Origin of the sequence: Mesorhizobium sp. M0029 (assembly GCF_040323735.1) — a bacterium.
Lineage (GTDB): Bacteria > Pseudomonadota > Alphaproteobacteria > Rhizobiales > Rhizobiaceae > Mesorhizobium.
Map to the genome: position 1 here is coordinate 130161 of NZ_JAMYVF010000005.1, position 13620 is coordinate 143780.

13 protein-coding genes are annotated in these 13620 nt (G+C 59.8%); 2 read left to right on the forward strand and 11 right to left on the reverse strand.

From position 1 onward, the window contains the following. Positions 1 to 114: 114 nt before the first annotated feature. The 3 genes from NKJ76_RS11060 to NKJ76_RS11070 form a co-directional block, all read right to left on the reverse strand. A complete protein-coding gene (locus tag NKJ76_RS11060) occupies positions 115 to 1617 on the reverse strand; it encodes a winged helix-turn-helix domain-containing tetratricopeptide repeat protein (RefSeq protein WP_352537398.1) in 1503 nt (500 codons plus the stop codon). A gap of 439 nt (positions 1618 to 2056) precedes the next feature. After that, positions 2057 to 2641: a substrate binding domain-containing protein gene (locus NKJ76_RS11065; RefSeq protein ID WP_352537399.1), complete on the reverse strand. Its 585-nt coding sequence runs from the start codon at positions 2639 to 2641 to the stop codon at positions 2057 to 2059. Between the two features lie 891 nt (positions 2642 to 3532). Beyond that, the gene (locus tag NKJ76_RS11070) at positions 3533 to 4195 is read right to left on the reverse strand and encodes a hypothetical protein (RefSeq protein ID WP_352537400.1); all 663 of its coding nucleotides are present in this window, start codon (positions 4193 to 4195) and stop codon (positions 3533 to 3535) included. 72 nt (positions 4196 to 4267) lie between these two features. Between NKJ76_RS11070 and NKJ76_RS11075 the strand changes: the two genes are divergently transcribed. Continuing rightward, positions 4268 to 4483, forward strand: a complete 216-nt coding sequence (locus tag NKJ76_RS11075) for a helix-turn-helix domain-containing protein (protein WP_352514350.1) — start codon at positions 4268 to 4270, stop codon at positions 4481 to 4483. On the opposite strand, the gene NKJ76_RS11080 is transcribed toward NKJ76_RS11075, so the two are convergent. From NKJ76_RS11080 to NKJ76_RS11115, 8 genes are all read right to left on the reverse strand, one after another. Continuing rightward, complete coding sequence (locus NKJ76_RS11080) at positions 4446 to 5051, reverse strand: hypothetical protein (RefSeq protein WP_352537401.1); 606 nt, start codon at positions 5049 to 5051, stop codon at positions 4446 to 4448. The genes NKJ76_RS11075 and NKJ76_RS11080 overlap by 38 nt on opposite strands. Continuing rightward, the gene (locus tag NKJ76_RS11085; RefSeq protein WP_352514348.1) at positions 5051 to 6073 is read right to left on the reverse strand and encodes a hypothetical protein; all 1023 of its coding nucleotides are present in this window, start codon (positions 6071 to 6073) and stop codon (positions 5051 to 5053) included. The genes NKJ76_RS11080 and NKJ76_RS11085 overlap by 1 nt, the downstream gene beginning before the upstream one ends. A gap of 7 nt (positions 6074 to 6080) precedes the next feature. Continuing rightward, a complete protein-coding gene (locus NKJ76_RS11090) occupies positions 6081 to 6467 on the reverse strand; it encodes a DUF3768 domain-containing protein (RefSeq protein ID WP_352519039.1) in 387 nt (128 codons plus the stop codon). Between the two features lie 84 nt (positions 6468 to 6551). Continuing rightward, entirely contained in the window at positions 6552 to 7328 is a 777-nt protein-coding gene (locus tag NKJ76_RS11095; protein ID WP_352537402.1) for a tyrosine-type recombinase/integrase, read from the reverse strand. Further along, a complete protein-coding gene (locus NKJ76_RS11100; protein WP_352537403.1) occupies positions 7309 to 7833 on the reverse strand; it encodes a hypothetical protein in 525 nt (174 codons plus the stop codon). Before NKJ76_RS11100 ends, NKJ76_RS11095 begins: the two co-directional genes overlap by 20 nt. Before the next feature lie 736 nt (positions 7834 to 8569). Next, a complete protein-coding gene (locus tag NKJ76_RS11105; RefSeq protein ID WP_352537404.1) occupies positions 8570 to 9601 on the reverse strand; it encodes an NAD(P)-dependent alcohol dehydrogenase in 1032 nt (343 codons plus the stop codon). A gap of 42 nt (positions 9602 to 9643) precedes the next feature. Next, positions 9644 to 11131: a xylulokinase gene (locus NKJ76_RS11110; protein WP_352537405.1), complete on the reverse strand. Its 1488-nt coding sequence runs from the start codon at positions 11129 to 11131 to the stop codon at positions 9644 to 9646. 27 nt (positions 11132 to 11158) lie between these two features. Further along, the gene (locus tag NKJ76_RS11115; RefSeq protein WP_050589940.1) at positions 11159 to 12151 is read right to left on the reverse strand and encodes a sugar-binding transcriptional regulator; all 993 of its coding nucleotides are present in this window, start codon (positions 12149 to 12151) and stop codon (positions 11159 to 11161) included. A gap of 110 nt (positions 12152 to 12261) precedes the next feature. Here NKJ76_RS11115 and NKJ76_RS11120 point away from each other — a divergent pair, with 110 nt between their 5' ends. Next, positions 12262 to 13617, forward strand: a complete 1356-nt coding sequence (locus NKJ76_RS11120) for an iron-containing alcohol dehydrogenase (RefSeq protein ID WP_352514341.1) — start codon at positions 12262 to 12264, stop codon at positions 13615 to 13617. Positions 13618 to 13620 lie beyond the last annotated feature (3 nt).

Consider the following 13620-nt stretch of genomic DNA (forward strand, 5'->3'; position numbering starts at 1 on the left):
CCCGAAGCCGATGCGTGCCGACGCCCCTCGACTTCGATCTGGTTTAGGGGGTTCGATGACCTGTTGGGGTGCATTCGGCTGTCGGGCCTGACCGGCGCGCTCCCGAAGGTGCGTTCACGCGGGAAAACCGGCCTTTCTGAAGCCTGACGTGAAAAGCTCGAGGTCGACTTGGTGGGCGAACGGGAGACGTGAAATCAGCCGGATAGTCAGGTCGTGTTTCCTCATCAGTGCTTCCTGAACTTCAGCACGCGCCTTCTGCGTCTCGCCCAAATGAGCGTACGCCGCTGCGAGAAAGGCATGAATGAAGAATTGGTCGCCGGCCTTCTGATACGAACCGACGGCCTCCGAGTACCTTCTTAGCAGGAAGAGGGAGCTGCCCTTCACCTCCCAGAACCATATTGGAGGTAACGGGTCGCGCAGCAGCGCAGATTCAAGCACGTTCAGCGCGCTCTCGGCCCGGCCGCCGTAGTTGAGCCAGCTTGCGTAGTCCCCCGCTATGTTCACGTCCAACGGGTTTAATGAGCGCGCTTGCTCGAAATGCACTCCCGCGTCGCTGTGCTGGCGCATGTGCGTAAGCACCAGGCCCATGCTCTGGTGACAGACGCCATCGCTCCTGTCGAGAGCGAGCGCCGTTCGTGCCGAGTCCCAGGCGTTCTGTAGCGTCCGCGGATCGTTGTCGTACCAAAATCTGCCGACGAGCGCCTGCGCGAGGAAGGCGTGGCCTTGAGCGAACGTCGCATCGAGCTCGACACACCGGACGAATAGGGGCTCGGCCATGTCCAGTTCATACCGGTAGAACTGTGCGCGCCCCTGCAGGTAGCAGTCGTATGCATCCCAATCGGCCGGAGGCTTGCGTCTGGTCCTGCTCGTCGAATCGGCCTCCGCTTGGCCTTCGACCATCGAGGCGATGAGAGCCGCAACCTCGTCTTGCAATGCGAAGATGTCGTCGAGGGCCCTGTCGTACCGTTGGGCCCACAGGTGGGTACCGGTGGTAGCGTCAATCAACTGTGTGGTAATCCGAATGCGATCACCGAGCTTTCGTATGCTGCCTTCGACGAGGTAGCGAACTCCGAGTTTGCGATGGACTTCGGCAATGTCCAATGCCGGATAGCGAAACTGAAAAGATGAATTCCGCGCGATGACAAGGAGGGAGCGGAACCTGGCCAGCTCCGTAATTATGTCCTCGGTTATGCCATCGCTGAGATACTGCTGGTCCTGATCGCCGCTCAAATTGGCAAAAGGCAGGACGGCAATCGACGGCTTGCCGGACCCTGGTATCGGTCTGCGGGATGCGCTCGCCACCGGCTCGACAGTCCCGGTGAAGCGGTAGCCGACGCGAGGCACCGTGGCGATCCACTCGCCGCCGTTGTCAGCCGGACCGAGTGCCTTTCTCAGTGTCGCTATTTGGACCGTAAGGTTGCCTTCCTCAACGGCGGTTCCCGGCCAGGCAGCGTCCATCAGTTCGGCCTTGGTCAGGATCTCGCCGGGCCGGGCCGTAAGCGCAGCAAGCAGCGTCAGCCCACGATGCCCAACAACGATCGGGATCTGCTCTTTCAGGAGCGTCCCGATGTCGGGATCGAGTACGAACGGACCAAAAGCGATGCGTGTCCCCTGCATCTGGGCATATTAGACGTTCCGGCGGTTTTCGGAACAGTGTCGGCACCGCTTTAATCCCCGGGTCGCTTTCGAGGCCTATGCCCAGAACGCGGCCACCTGTCCATCGATTAGAAGATAGCGATCGGGCGCTGGCCGCTGCGCGCGAATGTCCGGAGTGGCTATCCCGACTGCGTATTGGCCTGCGCCGCTGATCAGAGATAGCGAACCGCAGAACTGACCGGAGCAAGGCTGGCGCTAAAGCATTGATATTGCTGTTGTGAATCAGGGATTTTGGGAGGTACTCCCCAGCTTCGGAGAAAGATGGGCATTCGGAGAGCAGTTTGGGCGGGAACGTTGTGTCCGCTCTCCCCAGCTTTCGCCGCACATCCCGCAAACGCCGGGCTTCCGGGAAGCCATGAAGGGATCGGAGAATGGTTAGGACTTTGAAGGTGGTAGAGGATCAAGAGTTCGAACCCTCCGACAATATCTGCTTTTTAAAGAAATCAATAAATTTCCGCGTCTTCAGCGGCAGGTAGGCGCGGGAAGGATAAGCTACCCACACGGCGCTCTCCTGCGCCCCGACGCTGATCTTCCAACCAGGGAGGAGTTGGACAAGCCTTCCGCTCTTGATGTCCTCATCCACCGACCACTCCGGCAGCAGCGAGATCCCGACGCCGTCGCGTACCAACTGGCGAAGCGCCAGTGTGTTGCTGGTCCTGATCTTCGCCGGCACGGTCAATTCGATATTTTCTAGATCCCGCCTGAACAGCCACAGCGGCGTTTGAGGTGAATTCGTGGTCGGCAAACAGACATGCGCACCAATGTCTTCTGGCCGATCGACTGGTGGCACTGAAGACAGATATTCTTTCGACGCCACCAAACGACGCTCGATTGTCTTCAACTTGGAGACGATGAGGTCGCCCGTCGGACGCGGCCCGAGACGCAAGGCGACGTCGACCTCGGCTTGATTCCAAATATCGCCGGCACGATGGCAACCTCGCCTGTGCTTATCGGCAGCTTGACCGACCTCTTCGCGCGGGTACATGGCGGGAGCTTCAGCGAAGCGGAGATCCAGATCCTGCTTTTGACAAATGCAGTCACCAACAAGGCAGAGTGGGCTGTGGCCTTTCACTCCTATCTGGCGATTGCCGAGGGGGTCGGCGCTGAATCTGTCACCAGCATCAGAGATGGCGCTCTACCTGTGGACGCCAGGCATGCGGCTCTGGCGAAACTCACGCGTACGCCTATCGAGAGGCGCGGTGGGCTCAGCGAGGTGGAAAAGCGCGAATTCCTCGATGCGGACTTTGATGAGAGCCGGTGCTGGAGGTGGTCGCCGTTCTTGCGGCGTCTACGATCACCAACTACACGTCCAACATCACCCAACCGCCGCTGGAGACGCCATTTCAGCCGCAGGTAGGGGCTGATCCGGACAGTAGGCGGTCGTGCCGGGCGCGTTCGACGCATTGGGCGCGAAGGCAAAGACCATGTAACGCTAGGACCGAGTAAATTTGCCACGCGGCCGTCATCGAGCTTTCCATGTCGCGTGATCTAATCTCAGCTATGCCAGGTGGCGTTCATCAATCAGCTGATGGTCGGTTTCAGACGTTCGTCTGCCGACGCTTTCGTCTGCTATCATTCTTCGGCGGCCAAAAGCCGACCTTCCGCTTCCGGCCTCAAATCGGCCGTTCGGAAATCGGGCTTCGGCCGATCGACCCGACAAAAATACGGCTGCCGCAACGGCGGCGAACTAAGCACGCTCGGCGATCAATCAGCGCCAAAGTCGTGCCTTATCTTCTCGTCATTGGCACTGGAAGCTCGCAGGTTTGGGTGCCGATAGAGTGGCGCAGCAGGCCATTTCGATCCAAGCTTACACAGAGCAGCTCCGACCCGGCGCTCTCACTGGCGCTGTTTATCAAAAGCCCAGCGATCACCTGGTTTACTGGGGAGGGAGATCAACAATCTGGCACGGGTCAAGCACGATAGACATCACTCCATTCGGGAGATCGACGTTATATTCTGCCAACTCACCTGAGATGACGATTCCAGGTCGAATAGCCGATACCAGCCGCAGACGCGCCATGCTTTCTGCGTCATCGATGGACACACGACAGAAGAATCCTTTTCCGGGCGTAACGGCTGGTCCAACCTCGGCGGCAAGTTGGACAAGCCAGGATGATGACTCCTCGGTGAAACCAGCAACAAAGGCCGTCATTTGAGACACCCCGCGCTGCCTCAGCTTCTCTTCCGCTTCTCCAGCAGTCAGCGGGTTGGATAGGAGCAATGCGTGCTCGTAAAAGAGTTCCCGCATATTGTTATAAGGTGGCAATTTTTGAGCATCCACACCTTGAGCCGCGTTTGACGAAGATGTGCCGGTTATTAGAAAGGCTGCAGTGATCGCGCCGAGCCATGCCAAACCGCTTCGACGGAAGCCGATTTGATCGCGTGCCCTTGCACCAGTGTCGCCCTGACCTATGGAAAAATTGGCTGTTGGCGGCTCCTGAAGCCGTCTCGTGGTAGCCTCGTAGCTCAGACACTTGCCGCCAATGGACGCACCAGCCGCGTTTAATTCCTCGTTTCGTCCGGTAGATCGATATGTCATCTCGTTTCTCCAGTTTTACGTTACATACTATAGTTGATAAACTCGCGCGAGGAATTCGGCGATTGCTCGCTGATGGACATGCGCAAGCTCGTAGGCCGAAACTTTGCGCGCCTTCGTGCTCAGTCAGGGTTGACGCAGGAGGCCGTCGCAGAACGTGCCAACCTCAGTCAGCAATACGTAAGCGGATTGGAGCGAGGCCAGCGGAACCCTACGGTTGAGACGCTGTACGCTCTCTCTCAAGCGTTGGGGGTTAGCCACATTGAGTTGGTTCAGCCGCCACGCGACTAGGAGTGGCAGCGACGCAAAAAATGGCGTCGTGTGGGACGATGTGCTGTCGTCCTTTGGGCCTTGGCCGCTCGTAGGCCATAGAGCATGCATCGAGCGAGATCCGCGTATAGCCGCTACTATCGAAAAGGATGAGTGAGCGGTGGCTGACACGGCGCACGACCGTCCAATGGTTGAGCGAGCCGAAGACCGATAACAATACGGCCTGACCCGGTTGTCGAACCCAATCGCCGATACGACGCAAGAGCTCTTCAAAACAGGGCCGTTCATCTCTACACAGCATGGGTTTTGCTCGGATGGTCAGGTCGTGTTCGGTCGCCAGATGCAAGATCGCGGCCTTCAGCAAATATCTTATAGGCTGTGTATCAATACCGTTCGACGCGGCGTGGGCCGCCCCTACTGACAGATCAACCGATTCCAGCAGTGCGACAAAAAGATCCTGCCAAACGGGTCGCCGGAGAAGGTTGGCACGCGCGCCGAGCGCGAGTCGGATTGCGTTGATGACGGCGTAAATGCCGCAGAGGCCATCAAGTTCGCCTTGGCGAAAGGGCAGCGGTGCGTGATGTGACATCAGGCCTCCTCCCTCGCAGGCTTCGCGGGTCGGAGGGCAAGTCGCTTACAGTGGTGTCTGAGCGGGCACCAATGGAGTTCGCAGGGGAGAGTGTCACGAATGTTGTTCCCATTGCAGACGGATAGTTCGTCAGCGGCGCAGAAACGCCAGACCGCATGCTGCAGCGCTCGTGGCGAGCTGGAGAGTGTCGGCTCGTCAGCCATTTTTGCTGCGAGGTCGCGCAAGATAAACTCACAGCCGACAGCGCTGTAGCAGCGTTGCCCATAGAGATGATCAGCTTGATAGGCAGCATGGATGCCAGTCCGGTGCAGAAAGTTATGCACCAGCGAATCGACGACGACGACTGATGCGCCGACGGCGTGCCATCGTTCGCGATCAGGACCAGCGTTGAGGAGGATTTGTGAGAGCATCATGCCGGCAAGCTTGCGTGAGACGCCAACGACTTGCGTGAAAGCCGCCAGAAGCTCTTCGCGCCCGGCGGAGACCGGGTCTTCGCCGGTGTTGGTCACATCAAGCAATCGGTCGATGAAGGCAACCAGATCGCCACGGCAGACGTCGCGGATGAACAGATAGAGCGAGAAAGCTTGCTCGTTGAGGACGCCTTTTCTCAATGCCAGCCTCGGCACAGGGCACTTGGCCAGGCTGTCGGGATTAGCGCAGGTCTGAGTTGCCTTGCGATAACGGCAACCGCGATAGCTATCAAAGTCGGTCAGCTTCGGGCAGAGTTCCTCCTCGCTGGAACGTCCCTCCCTGCTGAGCGCAGCGGTGACGCCGTACCATTCGGCGTTGCCGTGTTTTTCGATATAGGCGCGAGCGTGTGAGTCACGAATTCCCTGGTAGCTAAAACCGTCAATCAGTGATCGGTACAGAAACGACGTATCGGAATTGGCAATTGCCGCTGACGCATCTGAGGATTGGCCGAGGGCCAATGGATCATTGCCATGATGTTTTGACTGGGCTGGCAGGGAGACCAGCGCTGTCATCATCGCTCGGGCGTCATCAATTGTTTTCACCATCGTCATGCGCCTCTCAATATTCATCGGCGCGCATGACGGTCATGACGCGAGAGGTGACGTTTCGGTCGGCGGCATCGGGTGAAAGAAACTGCCGTTTCAGGTCGTAATAGTCGATTTTCCAGATGATTTTGACGCCATCGACGGTCATGATGGCACAGTCATGCTCGCCGTTGGGATCGTTCTCAGGCGTGAAAGCATCGAAGGCGGCGATTGCGGCGATGGTCTTTGTTACGGCCGATGCGCCGAGGCCGGCGATACCAGCGGTAATGACAATTGTTCCGCCGAGACGTCGGATCCTAAGGTCGTCGTTGAGTTGACGGATTTTGCCTAGGTTTTCATCGAGCATTCCTCGGATCATTTCGATATCAGCCGGTGACATTCCGTTGTCTTTCTTGGTCATGAGGCTTTCCTTTTTTGAGCACGAGCGCAGGCGACCCGGCAGCGATTGCTGCCGAGGTGACGGTCGTTGGATTTTCAGTAGGGGTTAGAGGAGACGCATCAGCTTGCGTTGGGCGGTAGCGTCGCCGTCGATGTAGGATTGGGTGGTATTCAGCGACTTGTGGCCGGCCAACTGCTGAACGTCGCGCAACGAGCCGCCGGCCTTATGGATCATTCGAGCAGCATGGGTGATAAATGTCCGGCGACCCGAATGTGATGAGCAGCCGTCGAGGCTTAGATCGCCATAGACACGAGCAAACCAATTGACGATGGTTTTGGCACTCATTCTGTCTCTGCGTTCCGATATGATGACTGGCCCGGTCAGGTCGGCACCGCGAACGAGTTGCTTTAGCGCTTGGCTGATTTCGGGGTGCATCGGAATGCGTCGACCGCTCCCCTTCTTCGCCGCCCAACCAGGCAACTCGATTAATGGCGCGATTTTGCCATTCGCTGTCGAGACCATCGACCAATCTAGGGCAGCGATTTCACAGGCGCGAAGGCCCGCACGAAAACTCAAAAGTACAATCACACGGTTTCTTAGCGGCAGCCGGCTTCGCTTGCTCCAGCTTATAAGCGCGCGCAGTTCCGACGGCCGCAGCAACTTTGCTGGCTGACCTCGCATTTTGAATTCCTTTTGTGTTTGGTGGCGGTTAAACGGCCGGCTATCTTCGACAAAGCTCAACCAGTTGACACAACCATTATAACATATTATGAGTTTAAATGCAACTTGAGATTGCGCAATCGCTTTTGGCGGAATAAATGTGCCTTCGGCGGGCGCGTTCCCGCCGAAGGCATCCTGAAGTTCAAGCGCTCTGTGCAGCAAGCGCTACGCGGCGACGCGATGTACTAAACGACGGCAGGTTCGGCCAATCACGCCACGACAACGTCAAGCGGTCGCTGGAGGGATCGGCGGCAAGGACAACGGCCTCCCACCAGCCGTCCTCGCGGCCGACCGTGGCAAGCACAGTCGAGCCGACGACAATACTAGACCAAAGATCCAGCTGTTGCGCCGGTGCCGTGACGGGAGGCTGGTCGGCGGCGCTGCCGGCATCGGCTGGTCGCAGCTCGTGCTCGGTGCCGATCAAAGCCGCGAACTTTCCGTAGACATCGTGTTTTACAAACACACATACGACCTTGCCGGCCGGGGACACTCGACCGGCCGGTATCTCCTTTGCCAGGGCGACAAGCTCGTCGTTCGACGGGACTACCACGGCGACACCTTGCGCATGTGCGACAGTAAGAGCTGCGCCAATCGCATCCCCCGCGAACGTGCACGCACGCGGTCTGCCTTCAACGCTACCGTCAAGAATAACGGCAAATTTCTCCATCTCAATCTCCATTGCTTTTTATTTAGTCACAATAGAACATAGCATGAACAAACTGAGAAGTCAAATATAGATGTAAGTATGACTGGATATAGGAATGGAGCAATTCGCCGGAAAACCGAATAAATGTTCCCCAGAGAGGGTAAGCGGTGAATTAAGCACCTGATACTGGCTACTCTGAGCCGAGCGCAAGCTTCCGACGATTTCCGAAACGGAAAGGGGGCACTGAAGGCGCCCTTTCCACATGCTCGGGCTTGCGATCGAAGATAGTGATTGAATTAGGGCGCAATCATCCGAGCGGCAGGGAGATAAGGTAGGCGCAACCAGTGGCGTTTCGTTCTGCGCTGCGGCTTGCGAGGTTGAGAGTACTGTGCAGCAATTTCTACGTAGGTCGGCGTTTCGTGACCCTGATGCTGCTGTTCCACCGAAGCGCGTTGGAGCTATTGTTCCGCCCTCTTGAACGCCAGACCTAAAGCCCCAACTTTTGATGATGGGATGTGCGGCGGCAGCCCTATCGCTTACCAGACGGAAAGGCGGGCATCAGTGTCGAGCTCAGTGTTACGCGTGATCCTCGGCGATCAGCTGTCATCGATCCTAGAGATTGTTCGCGAAGCCGACAAGAATGCCGACGTCATTCTGATGGCGGAGGTACCTCGATCGCTGCCAAGGGGGTGTATTCCGCGACGGGTCGGCAGATCCAACGGTCATCGAAAGCCATTGCCAGTTCAGCGGCCTATCGTCACAGATTGATCTGCAGCTTCACGTCTCCGGGCCGTCCTTCCGCAGCGCGCTCGAATGCGGCAATGCTCTGTTCGAACGGGAACGTCGCGCTGATCAGCGGCTTGAGGTCCACTTTTCCGGAAGCGATCATGGCCAGCGCCCGATCGAAGACATTAGCATATCGAAACACTGTCTCGATGCGAATTTCCTTCGTTTGAAACGATGATACATCGATGGCAACCGGGGTGACCGGCATGCCGACCAGCACCAGACAGCCACCCGGCCGGATCAGGTCGTGAATGCCACCATAGGCCTTCGGTGCACCGCTTGCCTCGACCACCACGTCCGCGCCCCACCCGTCCGTTGCCTTGGCGATGGCGTCTGCCAGTCGCGCATACCGAACGTTGACCGTCGAAACGCCTGGATAGCGCGCGGCAATGGCGAGCTTCTCGTCGACGATGTCGGAAACTATGACGCGGGAGCAACCACCGGCGAGCATCGCCAGCGCCGCCATGATGCCGATTGGCCCGGCGCCCGTGACGACAGCCACATCGCCGGGCTGGATCTTTGCCTTCACAGCCGCCTGCAGCCCGACCGCGAAAGGCTCGACCATAGCTGCCTCCGCGAACGAGACATTGTCGGCCAGCTTGTAGGTGAAGGCGGCGGGATGGACGACTTCAGGGGTGAGAACGCCGTGGACCGGCGGGGTGGCCCAGAACACCACGGTCGGGTCGATGTTGTAGAGTCCGAGTTTGGATGCCCGCGACGAGAGATCGGGAATACCCGGCTCCATGCAGACGCGATCGCCTATCCTGAGCGCCGTTACCTCGCCGCCCACCTCGATCACCGTGCCTGCCGCCTCATGGCCGAGCACCATCGGTGCGTTGACGACGAAAGGGCCGATCCGGCCGTGCGTATAGTAATGCACGTCGCTGCCGCATACGCCGACAGTGTCGATCCTGATCTTGACGTCGGTCGGCCCGACATCGAGCGGCAGGTCAATCTCCCGCAGGCTCAGTTCGTGCTGCTTTTCGAGAACCAGGGCTAGCATGACCTCACTCCATTCAAAATCTCTGTTGTCGCACCGCGATCGTCAGACGAGCATTCGGTTCGCAGCATAGACCCGCGCCTGCCGCGCTGAAAGCGCTGCCCACGCGCTTGCCGTGGAGAGATCAGGCTCGATCTCGCCGGCGGTGCGTGTCATACCCTCTGCCGCGGTCTGCAGGCTCTGATACCATCCTGCCCCGACCGCCGCGTAGATGCCCGCGCCAAGGGCGGATGCTTCGTTAGAGAGGCTGAGGGTCACCGGAATCGACGTCGAGTCGGCAATCATCTTGAGCCAGACAGGATTGCTGGCTCCGCCGCCGATCGCCAGAATCCGCTCCGTGGCCAAGCGCTTGTCGCGCACCGCGACAAGCGAGCGCGCGAATTCGAGCGTGATGGCTTCCAGGCAGGCGCGATAGATATGAGCGGTCGTATGTTCGGGCGCCATGCCGGTGAAAGTCGCTCGCGCGTCTTCATCCCAGTGCGGGTCCATGCAGCCGACGAGATAGGAGCATACCGAGACGCCATCCGAACCGACCGGGATCGAAGCCGCCGCCTCGTCAAGTTTCGCAAAAACCCTTTGATCGCTACGGCCCCCGGCGAAATTGTCGATGAACCAGTTGAGGAAGAAGGCGCCGGAGCGCTGGCACGATTCCAGGAGGTAGCCTTCGCCTGTCGGCGAAATCAGGGTTCGCCAGAAACGGCTGAGTTCCGGCTGAGCCGCCCAAACGCCGCTGACCACCGCCGTGCCGAGATTGAGATAAACGATGCCGGGCCGCACCGCGTTCACGCCGAGCGATGCGCAATGGCCGTCGCCGCCAGCCGCGAAAATCGGTGTCCCTTCTCTCAAACCCGTCTCGGCCGCGGCCGAAGCGTGGATCGTGCCGGCCTGCCGACCCGGCGCGAGAACGTCGGGGAGTTGGTTCTTCCGGATTTTGAGGTGATCGAGCAGCGGGCGCGACCATGATTTCTCGCGGATATCGAAAATGCCGAATGGATCCGCGCTCGTCCAGGTCGCGTGCGAGGTTCCGGTAAGATGCCGAAGCAGGAAGCCGTTGACGTCGAGAATGAGATGCGCCTTGTCCAGAAGTTCAGGCGTATGCCTGCGCATATGAGCGAGCCTGTAGAGGCAGGGGATGACGCCAACCGGCTTGCCTGAAATGCCGTGCAGCGTCTCGGCGCCGAACACGTCGCTGAGTTCCTGCGTCATCGCCTGCGCGCGCCGGTCGAGCCACAGCGTTGCCGGGGCGAGCGGACGGTTTTGCTCGTCGACGAGAACCATGGTCTCGCGCTGGTTCGAGATTGCGACGCCGTCGATGCTGGCCGGGTCGATGGCAGCCGTCACGGCCTTCAGCGCGGTACGGGTGGCCACCCACCATTGGTCGGCGTCCTGCTCGGCATGCAGAGGCCGGGGCAGGCTGATGTCGAGCGGCGCGCGGCCCTCGGCCGCGGGCATGCCGTCGCGCGTCCATGCGATGGCCTTGACGGACTGCGTCGACGAGTCGATTCCGACGACGTATCGGGTGTCTTTCGCCATGGTCTCCTCCTCCAGGGCTTCAGATTGTCAGGCCGTAAGCGCCTCGGCGGTCGCGGCATCGGTTATGAAATGGGTCACATAGCCGCCCTTCAAAGCGGCAAGAATGGCAGGCAATTTGGATTTCCCGCCCGCGACGCACACTTTAATCGGCACTTGGGCTAGTTCCTCCAACTCGATGCCGACCATTCGATCGTCCAGCTCGCCGGACATCGGCTTGCCGTCGCGGTCGATGAACCTGCCGATGATGACGGCAGTGGCGCCGCGCGCGACATAGGCGTCCATCTCCGTTTGTGTCGCGATATTGGAGGCCCGCACCGTGCTGCGCGGCCCGATGTCGCCGACGCCGAACAGGATGAGATTGGCCGAGTGGATCAGTTCGAACTGCTTCAGGAGCACGGGCTCGGCGAGAAGCTGTCGCTTGAGCGAAGGCGTCGACAGAACCGCTGGCGCGAGCAAGTTCACGCAGCGCGCCGCGATCCGCCGCGACAGAAGCGACGTGCACAGTTCTGGCGAGAAATCCGGGCTGCCCGTCGAACTTCCAGAGACCTGAACGACCGTCAAGCCCTCCAGCGCGGCGGGAAGCGAAACCGAATCGGCTACTGCAAGAACCGTTTGCCCCCAGGCCACGCCGATCGTATCGCCAGGCCTGATCATTTCGGCCAACACTCTGCCCCCGGCATCGCCGAGTCGCTTCACTAGCGCGGCATCGTCGCCCGTCGGGATGACAAACGCCCCTTCCAAACCGAACCGCTCCTTGAGGCGACGCGCCAGCAACGTCCGCCCGCCCGCCTCGCTGCTGATCCTAACTGTCACGATGCCACGCGCGCGTGCTTCCTGGAGGTAGTTGACGATCGTCGCGCGTGAGACGCCAAGCATCTTTGCGATCTCGCTCTGGGTCATCTCGTCGGCATAGTAGAGCCAGGCCGCCCAGACGATCGCATCGTCGAATTCGGTCGGGATTACCGCCGCCGGGGCGAGGGTCGCGAGACGGGAACTGGTCGGGATCGCTTCGCGCTTCATGGCAAGTTCATCGAATATAATTGGACTTATGTCAATTGTGACTGGCAAGTGTCTTGACATATGCCACATCTCGATATCTTTTGTCGTGGCAGGATCTCTAAGGCATTCTCATGAACATGGCAGCGCCCTTCGCTTCATCATCGCCGCCCTCCGGCATCGACTGGTCGGAGCTCATCGGTGAGATCGTCGCCGGTCGTTGGGTCAATCCCGAGACCGGCTTGATCAAGACGGTTCCATACGAGTCCGTCGTGATCGCCGATAGCCTCGAAGGCCGCGAGGCGGACCTCGTTCGGGCACTCAAGCTTGGCACCAGTTTCAAAGTGGTTGCCGACGCAGCGACCTATGACGCCATGGGCGGGCGGATCGCAAAGGCGCTCAAGGCGCTCGGTTCCGTCGATACGCTGATCCTCGACAATCCACATGCCGACATCGCCACGGCGACGCGCCTCGCAGACGATCTGAGGGGCGTCGGGGCCGTCGTTGCCGTGGGCTCGGGAACCATCAACGATCTTTGCAAATACGTCACCGGCCTCGATGGCCGGCGCTACTGCGTCTTCGGCACCGCTGCGTCCATGAACGGCTATACCTCGACCACCGCCTCGATGACGCTCGAGAGCGGGCTGAAGGTTTCCCTGCCCTCGCACGCCCCGGCAGGCTTCTTTGCGGATCTTGGCGTGTCTGCCGCCGCTCCCAAGCACCTCGCCGCCGCCGGTTTCGCAGACTGCCTGGTGCGCTCCGTCGCGCAGGTGGACTGGTGGCTTTCGCATCGCCTTTTTTTGACGCTCTATGCCACGCTGCCATTTCTCATCCAGGACAAGGACGAAGCCGAGCTCAACGCTCGCGCCGCACTCCTGCCAAAAGGCGACCTGGCCGCTCACGGCTATCTGTACCGCGTGCTGACGCTATGTGGGCTTGGGGTCTCGTTCACCGGCATGTCGAACCATGGTTCGATGGGCGAGCATCAGGTGTCGCACTACATCGATTGTTTCGCCGGAAAGCGGCATCCAGGCACCCTGCATGGTCAGCAGGTTGGCGTCGCCACGCTCACCATGGCGCGGCTGCAGCAGACCATGCTTGCCAGCGAAACGCCGCCGCTTGTCCGCCCAACGCGCATCGATCCGCAGGACATGGCGCGACGCATGGGCACTGAGGCGGCCGCGCAGTGCTATGCCGAGATTGCTCCAAAGCTCCTCGACGCAGCCGGTGCCGAGGCGCTGAACGAGACGCTCGTCACTCTGTGGCCAGAGTTGCGGCAGGAACTCCTGGCCTTCACGCTGCCGGTTGCCGAAATGGTCCGCCTTCTCACTGCCGCAGGCGGTCCGCTGACGGCAGCCGATCTCGGACTTCCCGTCGACTTCTACCGCGAGGCGGTGGTCCATTGTCGCGAGATGCGCAACCGCTACTCCTTCCTTGACCTCGCCGCCGACAGTGGCCTCCTCGAAGATTTCGCGGCCGGGGAGCTCTAAGAG

What these genes read in the sequence shown, in the direction of transcription:
- NKJ76_RS11060 (WP_352537398.1), bottom strand. Translation starts at nt 1,617, where the DNA reads ATGCAGGGGACACGCATCGCTTTTGGTCCGTTCGTACTCGATCCCGAC.
- NKJ76_RS11065 (WP_352537399.1), bottom strand. Translation starts at nt 2,641, where the DNA reads ATGTACCCGCGCGAAGAGGTCGGTCAAGCTGCCGATAAGCACAGGCGA.
- NKJ76_RS11070 (WP_352537400.1), bottom strand. Translation starts at nt 4,195, where the DNA reads ATGACATATCGATCTACCGGACGAAACGAGGAATTAAACGCGGCTGGT.
- NKJ76_RS11075 (WP_352514350.1), top strand. Translation starts at nt 4,268, where the DNA reads ATGGACATGCGCAAGCTCGTAGGCCGAAACTTTGCGCGCCTTCGTGCT.
- NKJ76_RS11080 (WP_352537401.1), bottom strand. Translation starts at nt 5,051, where the DNA reads ATGTCACATCACGCACCGCTGCCCTTTCGCCAAGGCGAACTTGATGGC.
- NKJ76_RS11085 (WP_352514348.1), bottom strand. Translation starts at nt 6,073, where the DNA reads ATGACGATGGTGAAAACAATTGATGACGCCCGAGCGATGATGACAGCG.
- NKJ76_RS11090 (WP_352519039.1), bottom strand. Translation starts at nt 6,467, where the DNA reads ATGACCAAGAAAGACAACGGAATGTCACCGGCTGATATCGAAATGATC.
- NKJ76_RS11100 (WP_352537403.1), bottom strand. Translation starts at nt 7,833, where the DNA reads ATGGAGAAATTTGCCGTTATTCTTGACGGTAGCGTTGAAGGCAGACCG.
- NKJ76_RS11105 (WP_352537404.1), bottom strand. Translation starts at nt 9,601, where the DNA reads ATGCTAGCCCTGGTTCTCGAAAAGCAGCACGAACTGAGCCTGCGGGAG.
- NKJ76_RS11110 (WP_352537405.1), bottom strand. Translation starts at nt 11,131, where the DNA reads ATGGCGAAAGACACCCGATACGTCGTCGGAATCGACTCGTCGACGCAG.
- NKJ76_RS11115 (WP_050589940.1), bottom strand. Translation starts at nt 12,151, where the DNA reads ATGAAGCGCGAAGCGATCCCGACCAGTTCCCGTCTCGCGACCCTCGCC.
- NKJ76_RS11120 (WP_352514341.1), top strand. Translation starts at nt 12,262, where the DNA reads ATGAACATGGCAGCGCCCTTCGCTTCATCATCGCCGCCCTCCGGCATC.